This is a genomic window from Pseudomonas sp. GL-R-19 (assembly GCF_019956375.1).
Lineage (GTDB): Bacteria > Pseudomonadota > Gammaproteobacteria > Pseudomonadales > Pseudomonadaceae > Aquipseudomonas.
In genome coordinates this window covers 39223-53332 of the sequence record NZ_JAHBDJ010000021.1, presented here as the reverse complement: position 1 = coordinate 53332, position 14110 = coordinate 39223, and the positions used below count along the sequence as shown (strand labels likewise).

The 14110-nt window shown below is 59.5% G+C and carries 10 protein-coding genes; 7 read left to right on the top strand and 3 right to left on the bottom strand.

The genetic code is table 11. From position 1 onward, the window contains the following. Positions 1-70: 70 nt before the first annotated feature. Positions 71-1249 carry a vWA domain-containing protein gene (locus KGA83_RS12500; protein WP_115948115.1) on the bottom strand — a complete coding sequence of 393 codons (1179 nt, stop codon included), beginning with the start codon at positions 1247-1249 and terminating at the stop codon, positions 71-73. Positions 1250-1261: 12 nt separating this feature from the next. Continuing rightward, complete coding sequence (locus KGA83_RS12495) at positions 1262-2107, bottom strand: AAA family ATPase (RefSeq protein ID WP_108218537.1); 846 nt, start codon at positions 2105-2107, stop codon at positions 1262-1264. A gap of 205 nt (positions 2108-2312) precedes the next feature. Here KGA83_RS12495 and KGA83_RS12490 point away from each other — a divergent pair, with 205 nt between their 5' ends. The 5 genes from KGA83_RS12490 (at position 2313) to KGA83_RS12470 (ending at position 6815) form a co-directional block, all read left to right on the top strand. Beyond that, entirely contained in the window at positions 2313-2510 is a 198-nt protein-coding gene (locus tag KGA83_RS12490; protein WP_108218700.1) for a DUF4160 domain-containing protein, read from the top strand. Between the two features lie 20 nt (positions 2511-2530). After that, complete coding sequence (locus KGA83_RS12485; RefSeq protein WP_115948116.1) at positions 2531-3031, top strand: DUF2442 domain-containing protein; 501 nt, start codon at positions 2531-2533, stop codon at positions 3029-3031. A gap of 249 nt (positions 3032-3280) precedes the next feature. Next, a complete protein-coding gene (gene cysK, locus KGA83_RS12480; protein ID WP_108218539.1) occupies positions 3281-4255 on the top strand; it encodes a cysteine synthase A in 975 nt (324 codons plus the stop codon). 265 nt (positions 4256-4520) lie between these two features. Further along, positions 4521-5459 (top strand): aspartyl/asparaginyl beta-hydroxylase domain-containing protein, encoded by a 939-nt coding sequence (locus tag KGA83_RS12475; RefSeq protein ID WP_108218540.1) that lies wholly within the window; start codon positions 4521-4523, stop codon positions 5457-5459. Positions 5460-5951: 492 nt separating this feature from the next. Then, positions 5952-6815, top strand: a complete 864-nt coding sequence (locus tag KGA83_RS12470) for a DMT family transporter (protein WP_108218541.1) — start codon at positions 5952-5954, stop codon at positions 6813-6815. A gap of 106 nt (positions 6816-6921) precedes the next feature. Here the strand turns inward: KGA83_RS12470 and KGA83_RS12465 are convergent, their stop codons facing one another. Beyond that, positions 6922-7830, bottom strand: coding sequence for a DMT family transporter (locus tag KGA83_RS12465; protein ID WP_223529835.1), 909 nt, complete (start codon positions 7828-7830; stop codon positions 6922-6924). A gap of 159 nt (positions 7831-7989) precedes the next feature. Here KGA83_RS12465 and aceK point away from each other — a divergent pair, with 159 nt between their 5' ends. Together aceK and hrpA are read left to right on the top strand one after the other, a co-directional pair. After that, complete coding sequence (aceK, locus tag KGA83_RS12460; protein WP_108218543.1) at positions 7990-9708, top strand: bifunctional isocitrate dehydrogenase kinase/phosphatase; 1719 nt, start codon at positions 7990-7992, stop codon at positions 9706-9708. A gap of 206 nt (positions 9709-9914) precedes the next feature. Then, positions 9915-13826 (top strand): ATP-dependent RNA helicase HrpA, encoded by a 3912-nt coding sequence (hrpA, locus tag KGA83_RS12455; RefSeq protein ID WP_223529833.1) that lies wholly within the window; start codon positions 9915-9917, stop codon positions 13824-13826. Positions 13827-14110 lie beyond the last annotated feature (284 nt).

The following is a 14110-nucleotide window of genomic DNA, read 5'->3' as shown; positions in this document are numbered from 1 at the left end:
CTGCGGCAGCTCCTACACCGATCTCTGTAGGAGCTGCCGCAGGCTGCGATCTTTCAGGGCCGTCACGCGGTCATTTGGACAAAAACCGCATCCCTTCCTCCAACCCGCGAAGGGTCAACGGATACATCTGGTCCTCGATCAAATCGCGCACGATGTTGGTCGAGGAGGTATAGCCCCAGGTGTCCTTCGGGTACGGGTTGATCCAGATGAGCTTCTTGTACTTCTCCTTGAACCGCTGCATCCACACGTAACCGGCTTCTTCGTTCCAATGCTCGACGCTGCCGCCCGGCTGGGTGATTTCGTAGGGCGCCATGGCGGCGTCGCCGATGAAGATCACTTTGTAGTCGGCGCCGTACTTGTGCAGCAGGTCCATGGTCGAGGTGCGCTCGGAGGTGCGGCGCATGTTGTTCTTCCACACCGATTCATAAATGAAGTTGTGGAAGTAGAAGTACTCCAGGTGCTTGAACTCGGTCTTGCAGGCCGAGAACAGCTCCTCGCAAATCTTCACGTGGGCGTCCATCGAGCCGCCGATGTCAAACAGCAGCAACAGCTTGACGGTGTTGCGCCGCTCCGGCCGCATCTGGATGTTCAGCAACCCGGCATCCCTGGCGGTGTGGTCGATGGTGCCATCGATGTCCAGTTCTTCCGCCGCGCCCTGACGGGCGAATTTGCGCAAGCGGCGCAGGGCGACCTTGATGTTGCGCGTACCCAGCTCGACCGAGTCGTCGAGGTTCTTGTATTCGCGCTGGTCCCAGACCTTGGCCGCCTTGCCCTGGCGCTTGCCGGCATCGCCGACCCGAATGCCTTCCGGGTTGAAACCGCCGGAACCGAACGGGCTGGTGCCCCCGGTGCCGATCCACTTGTTGCCGCCGGCGTGGCGTTCCTTCTGTTCTTCGAGGCGTTTCTTGAACTCTTCGATCAGCTTGTCGAGGCCACCGAGGGACTGGATCGCCGCCCGCTCTTCATCGGTCAGCGAGCGTTCGAACTCCTTGCGCAGCCAGTCTTCGGGGATCAATGCCTGAAGATGATCGTCGAGCTTTTCCAGGCCATTGAAGTAGGCACCGAACGCCCGGTCGAATTTGTCGAAATGCTTTTCATCCTTTACCAGGATCGTCCTCGACAGGTAATAGAACTCGTCCATGTCGGCGAAGGTCACGCGCTGTTTCAGCGCGTTGATCAGGTCCAGCAGTTCACGCACCGAGACCGGCACCTTGGCTGCGCGCATTTCATTGAACAGGTTGAGCAACATGGCATCAGCCTCTTAGCGGGTGCCGCGACGGCTCATGAACGCCAGACGCTCCAGCAATTGCACGTCCTGTTCGTTTTTCACCAAAGCACCGGCCAGCGGCGGGATGGCCTTGGTCGGATCGCGCTCGCGCAGCACCGCTTCGCCGATGTTGTCGGCCATCAGCAGCTTCAACCAGTCCACCAGCTCGGAGGTCGAAGGCTTCTTCTTCAGGCCCGGCACTTTGCGCACGTCGAAGAACACGTCCAGCGCTTCGCTGACCAGGTCTTTCTTGATGTCCGGGTAGTGCACGTCGACGATCCGCTGCATGGTCACGCGGTCGGGGAAGGCGATGTAGTGGAAGAAGCAGCGACGCAGGAAGGCGTCCGGCAGCTCTTTCTCGTTGTTGGAGGTAATGATGATGATCGGGCGCTTCTTGGCCTTGATGGTCTCGTCGATCTCGTAAACGTAGAACTCCATCTTGTCGAGTTCTTGCAGCAGGTCGTTGGGGAATTCGATGTCGGCCTTGTCGATTTCATCGATCAGCAGGATGACCCGCTCTTCGGATTCGAAGGCTTCCCAGAGCTTGCCCTTTTTCAGGTAGTTGCGAACGTCGTGGACCTTTTCCGTGCCGAGCTGCGAATCGCGCAGGCGGCTGACCGCGTCGTACTCATAGAGGCCCTGGTGAGCCTTGGTGGTGGATTTGATGTGCCAGGTGATCAGCTTGGCGCCAAAGGATTCGGCCAGTTGCTCGGCGAGCATGGTCTTGCCGGTGCCCGGTTCGCCCTTGACCAGCAACGGCCGTTCCAGGGTGATGGCGGCGTTGATCGCCAGCTTCAGGTCATCGGTGGCGACGTAGGCCTGGGTGCCTTCGAACTTCATCTGCTAATCCTCGAACGGTAACGCCGACCTGTACGAGGCAGGGCGGGGGCGCAATAAAAGAGTCAGCCCCGACTATAACGCGGTGCCCGGTCGACTGTGAACGCAGACGGCTTATTCAGTCTCTGAATGGAGCGTCACATCTTGACTCGGTCTCGGTTGCTGGCCAGTATGGAGATATCGCCATTTTGGCGATAGCATGTCGGTCATGTCTACTAAATACCGATTTCGAGATACGTATCGCATTCAGTTGCGCGAAAAGGATCATCCACCGCCACACGTTCATCTGACGGGTGGCGGGCTGGACGTCATGCTGAGCCTGGAAACTGTCGAAGTGATGGTGGGCAAGGCGCCGCCGCTGATCATCAAGGAGGCGCTGGAGTGGGTCAGGGCTCATCAGGCGTAATTGCTGGAGGATTGGAAACGATGCTACCCATGAAACGACCACGGCTATCGGCAGTGCAAGCGTTGCCGGATTATCGTTTGGCACTGACGTTTATCGATGGGCAGCAACTGATGCTCGATTTGAGCCGCGACCTGCATGCCTATCCAGGCCTGCAACCTTTGCAGGGAGTCGCTTTTGAATATGCAGCGTTGGGTGATGATGGCTGGAGTGTCGAATGGCCTGAACTCGATATCCAGATGGGTGCAGATACCCTCTACCTGGATGCCCTGGCGCAAAATGCAGCCGACGAAAACACCCGGATCTTTATCGATTGGCGTGCTCGCACCGGGTTACCGCTCAATAAGGCCGCTGAAGCGCTGGGGGTCAGTACCCGCAGCATCACCCGATACAGCAGTGGCCGAGAAGCGGTGCCGCGATCGTTAGCCTTGGCCTGCCTGGGTTGGGATTTCCTGCAACAGCAATCGAATTCGTCCCGTGCGGCGCAGGATACTGGCCGGTACATCGTCACGCGCAAAAGTTAGCCTGCATACAGCTTGAGCCGTTCATATCGCGCATTGAACGCAGGGATGAAACCGTTGCGTAAAATCTGCAAAAAAGCCTGGAGCGCGGTTGTGTTCATGTTCGCTGGTGGTTTGGAATCGAGTGATAAATCTCTGGCAATCCAAAGCCACTGGCTGCACTGATAAGCGGGCGTTCAGCCCGACTGGACGCCTGCGGGCAAGAGGCTTACCTTGATGCCCTATTTCAATGCTGTCGTTAAGGACCCAGCCATGAGCCGCATTTTCGTTGACAACGCCCACTCCATCGGCAACACGCCGCTGGTGCAGATCAATCGCATTGCGCCACGTGGTGTGACCATCCTGGCCAAGATCGAAGGGCGCAACCCGGGTTACTCGGTCAAGTGCCGGATCGGCGCGAACATGATCTGGGATGCCGAGAGCAGCGGAAAACTCAAGCCGGGCATGACCATCGTCGAACCCACCTCCGGCAATACCGGCATCGGCCTGGCCTTTGTGGCCGCCGCCCGTGGCTACAAGCTGATGCTGACCATGCCGTCGTCCATGAGTATCGAACGCCGCAAGGTGCTCAAGGCACTGGGTGCCGAACTGGTGTTGACCGAGCCGGCCAAAGGCATGAAGGGCGCCATCGAGAAAGCCGGTGAAATTGTTGCCAGCGACCCGTCGAAGTACTTCATGCCAGCGCAATTCGACAACCCGGCCAACCCGGCCATCCACGAAAAAACCACGGGTCCGGAAATCTGGAACGATACCGACGGCGCGGTCGATGTGCTGGTGGCAGGCGTCGGAACCGGTGGAACCATCACCGGAGTTTCACGATATATCAAGAATACCCAGGGCAAGCCGATACTCTCGGTGGCGGTGGAGCCGGCGGTGTCACCGGTGATCACTCAGGCCCTGGCTGGTGAAGAGATCAAGCCGAGCCCGCACAAGATCCAGGGCATCGGTGCCGGTTTTGTGCCGAAGAACCTCGATTTGTCGATCGTCGATCGAGTGGAGTTGGTCAGTGACGAAGAGTCCAAGGCCATGGCCTTGCGTTTGATGCAGGAAGAGGGAATCTTGTGCGGGATTTCCTGCGGTGCCGCCATGGCGGTGGCCGTTCGGCTGGCCGAGACCCCGGAAATGCAGGGTAAGACCATCGTCGTCATCTTGCCGGATTCCGGTGAACGTTATCTGTCGAGCATGCTGTTCAGTGATCTGTTTACCGAACAGGAGAATCAGCAGTAAGCGCTAAGCATTCGCGGAGCGTGGCTGGTGGTGATGATTGAGGCGTTATCACGGGCTGCGATCTATTGATCGGGTCCGGTTGATGATGGATTTGCATCAGCCAATGTTCAGGCATCTCATGCTAAGAAATGCTTTGTTGCACATTCATTAATAATGAATGTTGAAAAGTGCAGGTTTTTCGCCGGATCGGTAGTGTTTATCATGCCAGCAGCCACGTCGGGCAATGGACGTGGCGCAGTGTCGCTTATCTTCAAAGGAGTTGTTGATGACCTTATCGTTTGCCGCGAAGGCCTCGTTGTTGTTGCTGTTTCTCGGCAGCACCCTCTATGTGCATTTGCGTGGCAAGGCACGTCTGCCGGTGTTGCGCCAGTTCGTTAACCATTCGGCACTGTTCGCACCCTATAACGCCTTGATGTACCTGTTTTCCAGTGTGCCCTCGAAACCGTATCTGGATCGCAGCAAGTTCCCGGAACTGGATGTGCTCAGGGACAACTGGGAAGTGATTCGCGATGAAGCGATGCACTTGTTCGACGAGGGCTATATCCGTGCGGCGGCAAAGAACAACGACGCCGGTTTTGGCTCGTTCTTCAAGAAGGGCTGGAAGCGTTTCTACCTCAAGTGGTATGACAAACCGCTGCCGTCTGCCGAAACCTTGTGTCCGAGAACCGTGGAACTGGTCAGCAGCATTCCCAATGTCAAGGGCGCCATGTTTGCGCTGCTGCCGGGCGGCAGCCACCTCAACCCGCATCGCGATCCGTTTGCCGGTTCCCTGCGTTATCACCTGGGGCTGTCGACACCGAACTCCGACGATTGCCGCATCTTTGTCGACGGTCAGGTTTACGCCTGGCGCGATGGGGAAGACGTGATGTTCGACGAAACCTACGTGCACTGGGTCAAGAATGAAACGCAAAAGACCCGCGTCATCCTGTTCTGCGATATCGAGCGTCCACTGAGCAACCGCCTCATGACCCGCATCAATCGCAGTATCAGCGCATGGCTGGGGCGCGCCACCGCCCCTCAGAATCTGGACGACGAACGTGTGGGCGGGATCAACAAGGTCTACGCCTGGAGCAAGAACTCCAGCGATAAATTCAGTGGTGTGGTCAAACAATGGAAGCGGCGCAATCCCAAGGCCTACCGTGTACTACGCCCGGTACTGGCGGTGATGGTGCTGACGTTGTTGGGGTATTGGTTGTTTGGCTGAAGCCGGATACAGAACAGAAAAACCGCTCGTTGTGAGCGGTTTTTTTATTTCCGGGGAATCCCGGGCAACCTCTCCAACCGCACAATGCTGATTCTGTGCCATCTGTCATTACTGGTCTTTTGACCGAGTCGTTGCAATCCATGTCATACGCTGGTTATAGTCGGCGCACGGTGAGTTTCGGACTCACTTTTTTATCCCTCGAGCAAAGATCAGCCCAATGCCTGCATCCCTCATCAACGCGGTAGTCGATTCAGCGGTCAACGCTGGCGTCGTGCTGTGCGGGAATCAGCAGCCCGGGCAGATCAGTCAATACCCCCCACCTGTCAGTAGCACGCTGGTGTGCGCAGTCGCATCACCGCCAGGCGTTGGCATTTCGGGCTGATCAGCTGCCTTCTGCTGTTCCCATGCCCGTCTGAAAAAGCGCCCGCCTGAAAAACTACTGGATTTCAGCTTCGGCTGAGTTGGCTTTTTGCCTGACTACAGGTGGTATTCATGTTTGTCCTTTCGAAAAAGTCCGCGCTCGCGGCGGCGTCCACGAGCCTGTTCGTTCTGCTGTGGAGCAGCGGGGCGATTTTCTCCAAATGGGGGCTGGCTCACGCGTCGCCCTTCGCCTTCCTGATGTTTCGTTTCGTCATTGCCCTATGCGGCCTGGTGCTGCTGGTGCCGTTGCTCAAGCTGAAGTTGCCCAAGGGCGGCAAACCGATGCTGTATGCGATGGCCACCGGCGTGGTGTTGTTGGGGGCGTATCAGATTTTCTATCTGCTGGCCCTGGACCTTAAAGTCACGCCCGGGGTGATGGCGACCATCATGGGCGTGCAGCCGATCCTCACCGTGGTGCTGATGGAGCGTCAGCGTTCCTGGAGCCGCATGTTCGGACTGGCCCTGGGGCTGACCGGGTTGATCATGGTGGTCTATCAGGGCATCGGTCTGGCCGGGATGTCGCTGGCCGGGATGCTTTTCGGTCTGCTGGCGCTGGCGAGCATGACGTTCGGTTCGATCATGCAGAAATGCATTACCGACAATCCCCTCGGCACGCTGCCGGTGCAGTACCTCGCGGGGCTATTGTTGTGCGCAGTATTCGTACCCTTCCAGCCGTTTCACTTCGAACACGGCAGCGGTTTCATCCTGCCGGTGCTATGGATGGGGCTGGTGGTATCGGTGCTGGCGACGCTGTTGCTGTATCGCTTGATCGCCCGAGGCAATCTGGTGAACGTCACCAGCCTGTTTTACCTGGTGCCGGCGGTAACGGCGGTGATGGACTATCTGATCTTCGGCAATCGCCTGGCGATGTTGAGCCTGTTCGGCATGCTGTTGATCATCGTCGGTCTGGTGTTCGTGTTCCGTAAAACCGCGTAATTGCGTGCAAACCCGATAAGGCCTGGAGCATTGCTCCGGGTCTGTGGATTTTTGGCGTCTGATCAGCCGACTTGCCCGCGAAGGCGTCATCCGCAACGCAACAATTCTACTGGTCAGCCACCAAACCCGTTTTCACAGCAGCCGGCTTCAACACCAACCACAACGCCAGCGCAATCAACAACCCGCCATACAGATGCGCCATCGATAAGGGTTCATCGAGAAACATCGCACCCCATAACACCCCGAATGGCGGGATCATGAAGGTCACGGTCGACGACTTTACCGGGCCGATCGAACTGAGCAACCGGAAGTAGATGATGTAGGCAAACGCGGTACACGCCAGCCCCAACCCCAACAGTGACAACCAGACCTTCCAGCCGCCCCAGCTTTCCGGTGGCTGGCTGATCACGCTGTAGCCGAACAACGGCAATATGAACAGGGTCGCTCCCAGCATGCTGCCCAACGCCGACAGTCGACTGTCGAGCCCACCGGCCTGATCGAGCCAGCGCCGGGCGAGAAACCCGGCGAAGCCATAACAGGTGGTGGCGAGCAGGCAGGCGAGGGCGCCCATCAGCAGTTGCATGTCGAACGCCACGGGACCGGCGCGGGTCAGGACGCCGACGCCAAGCAGTCCGAGGAATACTCCGCCGAGCTTGGCGGCGCTGAGTCTTTCATGGAAGAACAAGCCGCCGATCAGCACACCCATCAACGGCGTGGTGGCGTTGAAAATCGCCGAGTAACCGGCCGGCAGCACTTGCGCCGCGACCGAGTAGAGCGTCGCCGGGATGCCGGAGTTGATCACCCCGAGCAGCATCACGGTCTTGAGTTTGCCTTTGAAATCCCAGCTGATGCGCAGCAGGCCAAGCATCACCAACAGTCCGACCGCGGCAATCGACACACGGAAAAACGCCGTGGGAAGGGTGCCGATCACCGGAGCGATGATGCGCATGAACAGAAAACTCGCACCCCAAATGGCCGCCAGTGACAGTAAACGGAAAATATCGACGGGGTTCACAGCGCGTTCCTTCCTTGATGGAGGGGCGAAAGTGTTGCTGAGCGTGTGGTCGATGGCAACCGAAAACCGGACATTCAATTCGCCCGGAAAATTACGCTTCTCCTGCACCCGGTTCACTGGCTAAGCTCAAGCCTCCCGAATTCCCGCAGAGGTCTCACCATGCCGCAGCAATGGCCAGCCGCCGACATCGCCCGCTTGATCCTCGATGGCTTTGACGATTACCGCGAGCATTTCCGGCAGATCACCGACGGCGCCCGGGCCCGCTTCGAACAGGCCCGGTGGCAAGAGACGCAATCGGCGTCGGCGGCGCGGATCAATCTGTACGAAGAAAAAGTCGGTGAAACCGTGGAGCGACTGCGCACCGCGTTTGACCCAGGCACCCTGGACGTCAGCTGCTGGCCGCTGGTCAAAAGCGCCTACATCAGCCTGATCGACCTGCGCTTCGACGACGAACTGTCCGAGACCTGGTACAACTCGATCTTCTGCGGGCTGTTCAGCCATGACCTGATCAGCGATGGCTGCATGTTCATCCACACCACCCGGCCGAGCCTGCGCCGTGCCCGGGCCGCGCAAACCCGCACCTACAAGCCGCAAGGACAATTGTCGGCCATGCTCGCCAGCATCTTCGCCGACTACCGCTTCAGTGAGGATTACGCAGACCTGCCCGGTGACCTGAAGCGTCTCGAAGCGCAGTTGCGCGAGAACCTGCCGGATTGGGTATGCAAGGACCCGGAGCTGAGCGTCGAGCTGTTTTCCTCGGTGCTGTACCGCAACAAAGGCGCGTACCTGGTGGGGCGCATCTACACCGCCGACGAGCAGTGGCCGCTGGCGATTCCATTGCTGCACCTCGAAGGGCGCGGCATCCAGATCGATGCGCTGATCACCGACGAGGCGGACGTGTCGATCATTTTCTCGTTCACCCGCTCGTATTTCATGGTGGATGTGCCGGTGCCGGCGGAGTTCATTGGCTTCTTGCGGCGTATCCTGCCGGGCAAGCACATTGCCGAGCTGTACACTTCGATTGGCTTCTACAAGCACGGCAAGTCGGAGTTCTACCGGGCGCTGATCAATCACCTGGCCAACACCGACGACCAGTTCATCATGGCACCCGGTGTGCGCGGCATGGTCATGAGCGTGTTCACCCTGCCGGGTTTCAACACCGTGTTCAAAATCATCAAGGACCGTTTCTCGCCGTCGAAAAACGTCGACCGCGCCACGGTGATCGAGAAGTACCGTTTGGTGAAGAGTGTCGACCGCGTCGGACGCATGGCCGATACCCAGGAATTCGCCGACTTCCGTTTCCCGCTGAGCAAGTTCGACCCGGCGTGCCTGGAGGAACTGCTGGAAGTCGCGCCGTCGACGGTGTCGGTGGAAGGTGACACCGTGCTGATCCGCCACTGCTGGACCGAGCGCCGCATGACCCCGCTGAACCTCTACCTGGAAAACGCCAACGAGGCGCAGGTGCGCGAGGCCCTGGAGGACTACGGGCTGGCGATCAAGCAGCTGGCGGCGGCCAACATCTTTCCCGGCGACATGCTGCTGAAGAACTTCGGCGTCACCCGTCATGGTCGTGTGGTGTTCTACGACTATGACGAGATCTGCTTCCTCACCGAGGCCAACTTCCGCCACATCCCGGCACCGCGCACCCCCGAGGACGAAATGGCCTCTGAACCGTGGTACTCGATCGGGCCGCTGGACGTGTTCCCGGAAGAGTTTCCGCCATTCCTGTTTGCCGATTTCGGGCAACGCAAGTTGTTCGATCAGTTGCATGGCGAGTTGTACAACGCCGATTACTGGAAAAGCCTGCAAGAGGCGATTCGGGCGGGGAAGGTGATCGATGTGTTTCCGTATCGGCGCAAGGGCCTCGATAACGAGTAGAGACAGGGCGCTCCTCTAACCCCGTAGGAGCTGCCGAAGGCTGCGATCTTTTGATCTTGATCTTTTCGACGCGCCTGAAAAGCAAGATCAAAAGATCGCAGCCTTCGGCAGCTCCTACAGGGGAGCCAGCCACGAACACCCGCAATCCATGCCAAATCTGCGACAATCGGCACCCTGCGCCACTAGACGACTGAATTGCGTACCCGATGACCGACGAATCGCCCTCCATCGACAAACTGCTGAAAAACCTCGATCACGCCATGCTCGCCGACCGCCACCGGCTGCGGCGGCAGTTGCTTGAGCTGCGCAAGAAACCCGACGAGGCCAGGCTGGGCCAGTGGGTGACGCGGATGCAGGCGTCCTGCGATCAGGTGCTGGCGCGCAAGGCCAGCCTGCCGGTGATTCGTTACGACGACAGCCTGCCGATCGCCGCCAAGCGCGACGAAATCAAGAGGGCGCTGGAAAAGCACCAAGTGCTGATCATCGCCGGTGAGACCGGCTCGGGTAAGACCACCCAGTTGCCGAAGATCTGCCTGGAAATCGGTCGCGGCCAGCATGGCCTGATCGGTCACACCCAGCCGCGGCGGATCGCTGCGCGCAGTGTGGCCAGCCGGGTCGCCGAAGAGCTCGGCACGCCGTTGGGCGCACTGGTCGGCTATCAGGTGCGTTTCGAGGATCAGAGCGATTCCAACACCCTGATCAAACTGATGACCGACGGCATCCTGCTGGCCGAAACCCAGAACGACCGGTATCTGGAACGCTACGACACGATCATCGTCGACGAAGCCCACGAACGCAGCCTCAATATCGACTTTCTGCTCGGCTACTTGAAAACCCTGCTGCCGCGTCGTCCCGATCTGAAAGTCATCATTACTTCGGCGACTATCGACCTCGAACGCTTCTCCAAACACTTCGATGACGCGCCAATTGTCGAAGTCTCCGGCCGTACTTTCCCGGTGGACACCTGGTATCGCCCGCTGACGCTGGAGCAGGACGAAGAGGGTAACCGCGTCGAGGACGACCTGACGGTGGATCAGGCGATCCTCGCCACCCTCGACGAAATTGCCGCCTTTGAGCGCAGCGAACGCCGCAGTCCCGGTGACGTGCTGGTGTTCCTGCCGGGTGAGCGCGAGATTCGCGACGCCGCCGACATGCTGCGCAAGGCGCAGCTCAAGCACACTGAAATCCTGCCGTTGTACGCACGATTGTCGCCGGCCGAGCAGCAGCGGATTTTCCAGTCGCACCCGGGCCGTCGCGTGGTGCTGGCGACCAACGTCGCGGAAACTTCGCTGACCGTGCCGGGCATTCGTTACGTGATCGACAGCGGCACCGCGCGCATCAGCCGTTACAGCTACCGGGCCAAGGTCCAGCGCCTGCCTATTGAAGCCATTTCCCAGGCCAGCGCCAATCAGCGTAAAGGTCGTTGCGGGCGGGTCGAGCCGGGCATTTGCGTGCGTCTGTACAGCGAGGAGGATTTTCTCGGTCGCCCGGAATTTACCGATCCGGAAATCCTGCGGACCAACCTCGCGGCGGTCATTTTGCAGATGCTGCATCTGCGCCTCGGTGAGGTCAGCGCGTTTCCGTTCATCGAGCCGCCGGATGGCAAGGCCATCAGCGACGGTTACAACCTGCTGCAGGAACTCTCGGCGGTGGATCGCAACAGCCAGTTGACGCCGCTCGGCCGGCAATTGGCGCGCTTGCCGGTGGACCCGCGCATGGGCCGCATGTTGCTGGAGGCGGCGAAACTCGGCAGCTTGCAGGAAGTGTTGATCGTTGCCAGTGCCATGTCGATCCAGGACCCGCGCGAGCGCCCGCCGGAGCGTCAGCAAGCGGCGGATCAGGCTCACGCGCAATGGAAAGACGCCGACTCGGACTTCGCCGGGCTGGTCAATCTGTGGCGCGGTTTCGAAGAGCAGCGCCTGGCGCTGACTACCAATCCTTTGCGCAACTGGTGCCGCAAGAACTTCCTGAATTACCTGCGCCTGCGCGAATGGCGCGACTCCCATCGTCAGCTGAGCCTGATCTGCCGCGACATGCAGCTGAGCCTCAACAAAGAGCCGGCGGACTATCCGAAACTGCACAAGGCGGTGCTGGTGGGGTTGCTGAGCCAGATCGGCCAGAAAACGGAAGAAGGCGATTACCTCGGCGCGCGTCAGCGGCGGTTCTGGATTCATCCGTCGTCGGGTATCGGTAAAAAGCGTCCGCAGTGGCTGATGACCGCCGAACTGGTGGAAACCACCAAACTCTATGCGCGCATGGTTGCGAAGATCGATGCCGATTGGATCGAGCCGCTGGCCGGGCACCTGATCAAGAAAAACCACTTCGAACCCCATTGGGAGAAGAAGCGCGGCCAGGTCGTGGCGTTCGAACAGATCACCCTGTTCGGCTTGATCGTGGTTGGGCGTCGGCCGGTGCATTACGGCCCGGTGGACCCGGTGGTATCCCGTGAGTTGTTCATCCGCGAAGCACTGGTGCGTGGTGAAATCCAGTCGAAGGCCAAGTGCCTGACGGCCAACGAGCAGTTGCTGGAGCAACTCGACGAACTGGAAGCCAAGGCCCGTCGCCGCGACATCCTCGCCGACGAAGAAACCCTGTACGCCTTCTATGACGCGCGATTGCCGGCGGAGATCCATCAGACGGCGACCTTCGACAGTTGGTATCGGATCAACAGCCAGAAAGACCCGCAGCTGCTGATCATGCGCGAAGAAGACGTGCTGGCCCGCGAAGCCAGTGAAGTCACCGCCCAGCATTACCCGGATACGCTGCATCTCGGCGATCTGGAGTTGGCCCTCAGTTACCACTTCGAACCCAACCATCCACGGGACGGTGTGACCCTGCGCGTGCCGGCGCCGCTGTTGCCGATGCTGCCACCGGAACGCCTGGAATGGCTGGTGCCCGGTGTCATCGAAGCCAAGTGCATTGCCCTGGTACGCAACCTGCCCAAGGCTCTGCGCAAGAATTTCGTACCCGTGCCGGACTTCGTCAAAGCGGCCTTGCAACGCATGACATTTGCCGAGGGCTCACTGCCTCAGGCCCTGGGGCGCGAGCTGCTGCGCATGACCGGCGCGCGGGTCAGCGACGAAGCCTGGAGTGAGGCGACGCAGCAGGTCGAAAGCCATCTGCGGATGAATCTGGAAATCGTCGACGCCCAGGGCAAGTTCCTCGGTGAAGGTCGCGATCTGGCCGAACTGACGGCGCGTTTCGCCGAGGCCAGCCAGGCGGCATTGGCGGTGCCGCAAACCGCGAAGAGCCAGCAGCCGGTGGAGCCGAAAGTATTCGCCGCCGTGGCCGAGAAAACCCAGCAGAAGATCGCCGGGCTGTCGATGACGGTGTATCCGGCGCTGGTGGAGGAGAGCGGTACGGTCAAGGAAGGGCGTTTTTCGACGCCGGCCGAGGCCGAGTTCCAGCATCGCCGTGCCCTGCAACGCCTGCTGATGCAGCAACTGGCCGAGTCGGCCAAATTCCTGCGCGGCAAATTGCCGGGGCTGACCGAACTGGGCCTGCTGTACCGCGACATGGGGCGCGTCGATGCGCTGGTGGAAGACATTCTGCTGGCCAGCCTCGACAGCTGCATTCTTGAAGGCGAAGACCCGCTGCCACGCGATGGCGCTGGGTTGGCGTCGCTGGCCGAGCGCAAACGTGGCGCCTGGACCGAGCACGCCGAACGTGTGGCGAAGCTGACCCTGGAAATCCTCAAGCTCTGGCACAGCTTGCAAAAGCGCTTCAAGGGCAAGATCGATCTGGCGCAAGCCGTGGCCCTGAACGATATCAAGCAACAGCTCAGCCACTTGGTCTATCCGGGGTTTGTCCGGGAAACACCGATGCAGTGGCTCAAGGAGTTGCCGCGTTACCTCAAGGCGATCGAGCAGCGCTTCGAAAAAATCGGCGCCCAGGTGCAGCGCGACCGGGTCTGGAGTGGTGAATTGTCCGGTCTATGGACGCAATACCAAACCCGCGCCAACAAACACGCCCAGGAAGGCAAGCGCGATCCGCAGCTGGAGTTGTATCGCTGGTGGCTGGAGGAGTACCGGGTTTCGCTGTTTGCGCAACAGTTGGGAACCAAGGTGCCTATTTCCGACAAGCGCCTGAACAAGCAGTGGAGCCAGGTCGAGCCTTGACCTGATCCCTGTAGGAGCGAGCTTGCTCGCGATGAGTTCAAGAACGCCGCGGGGTGTCAGGCACGAAGCGTTATCGTTGACGACCATCGCGAGCGAGCTCGCTCCTACAAGGTATGGCGTTGCTCTTGCAAAAAGGGGCCAAAACCCACGGTTTATGGCAAACTTCGCGCCTATAAACGCCGGCCCCGCGGTTTTGAGCCTTTACGGTCTCGGGCAGGTCGGAATAAAGCGATGCCAGGTTTGCGTCCCCCGGATGGGAATAGATCCTTTGTGTATTGGTACGT

Excerpts from the sequence above, each read along its gene's own strand:
- cysK (WP_108218539.1), top strand. The coding sequence starts at position 3,281 with ATGAGCCGCATTTTCGTTGACAACGCCCACTCCATCGGCAACACGCCG.
- hrpA (WP_223529833.1), top strand. The coding sequence starts at position 9,915 with ATGACCGACGAATCGCCCTCCATCGACAAACTGCTGAAAAACCTCGAT.
- KGA83_RS12490 (WP_108218700.1), top strand. The coding sequence starts at position 2,313 with ATGTCTACTAAATACCGATTTCGAGATACGTATCGCATTCAGTTGCGC.
- KGA83_RS12500 (WP_115948115.1), bottom strand. The coding sequence starts at position 1,249 with ATGTTGCTCAACCTGTTCAATGAAATGCGCGCAGCCAAGGTGCCGGTC.
- KGA83_RS12485 (WP_115948116.1), top strand. The coding sequence starts at position 2,531 with ATGCTACCCATGAAACGACCACGGCTATCGGCAGTGCAAGCGTTGCCG.
- KGA83_RS12470 (WP_108218541.1), top strand. The coding sequence starts at position 5,952 with ATGTTTGTCCTTTCGAAAAAGTCCGCGCTCGCGGCGGCGTCCACGAGC.
- KGA83_RS12495 (WP_108218537.1), bottom strand. The coding sequence starts at position 2,107 with ATGAAGTTCGAAGGCACCCAGGCCTACGTCGCCACCGATGACCTGAAG.
- KGA83_RS12475 (WP_108218540.1), top strand. The coding sequence starts at position 4,521 with ATGACCTTATCGTTTGCCGCGAAGGCCTCGTTGTTGTTGCTGTTTCTC.
- aceK (WP_108218543.1), top strand. The coding sequence starts at position 7,990 with ATGCCGCAGCAATGGCCAGCCGCCGACATCGCCCGCTTGATCCTCGAT.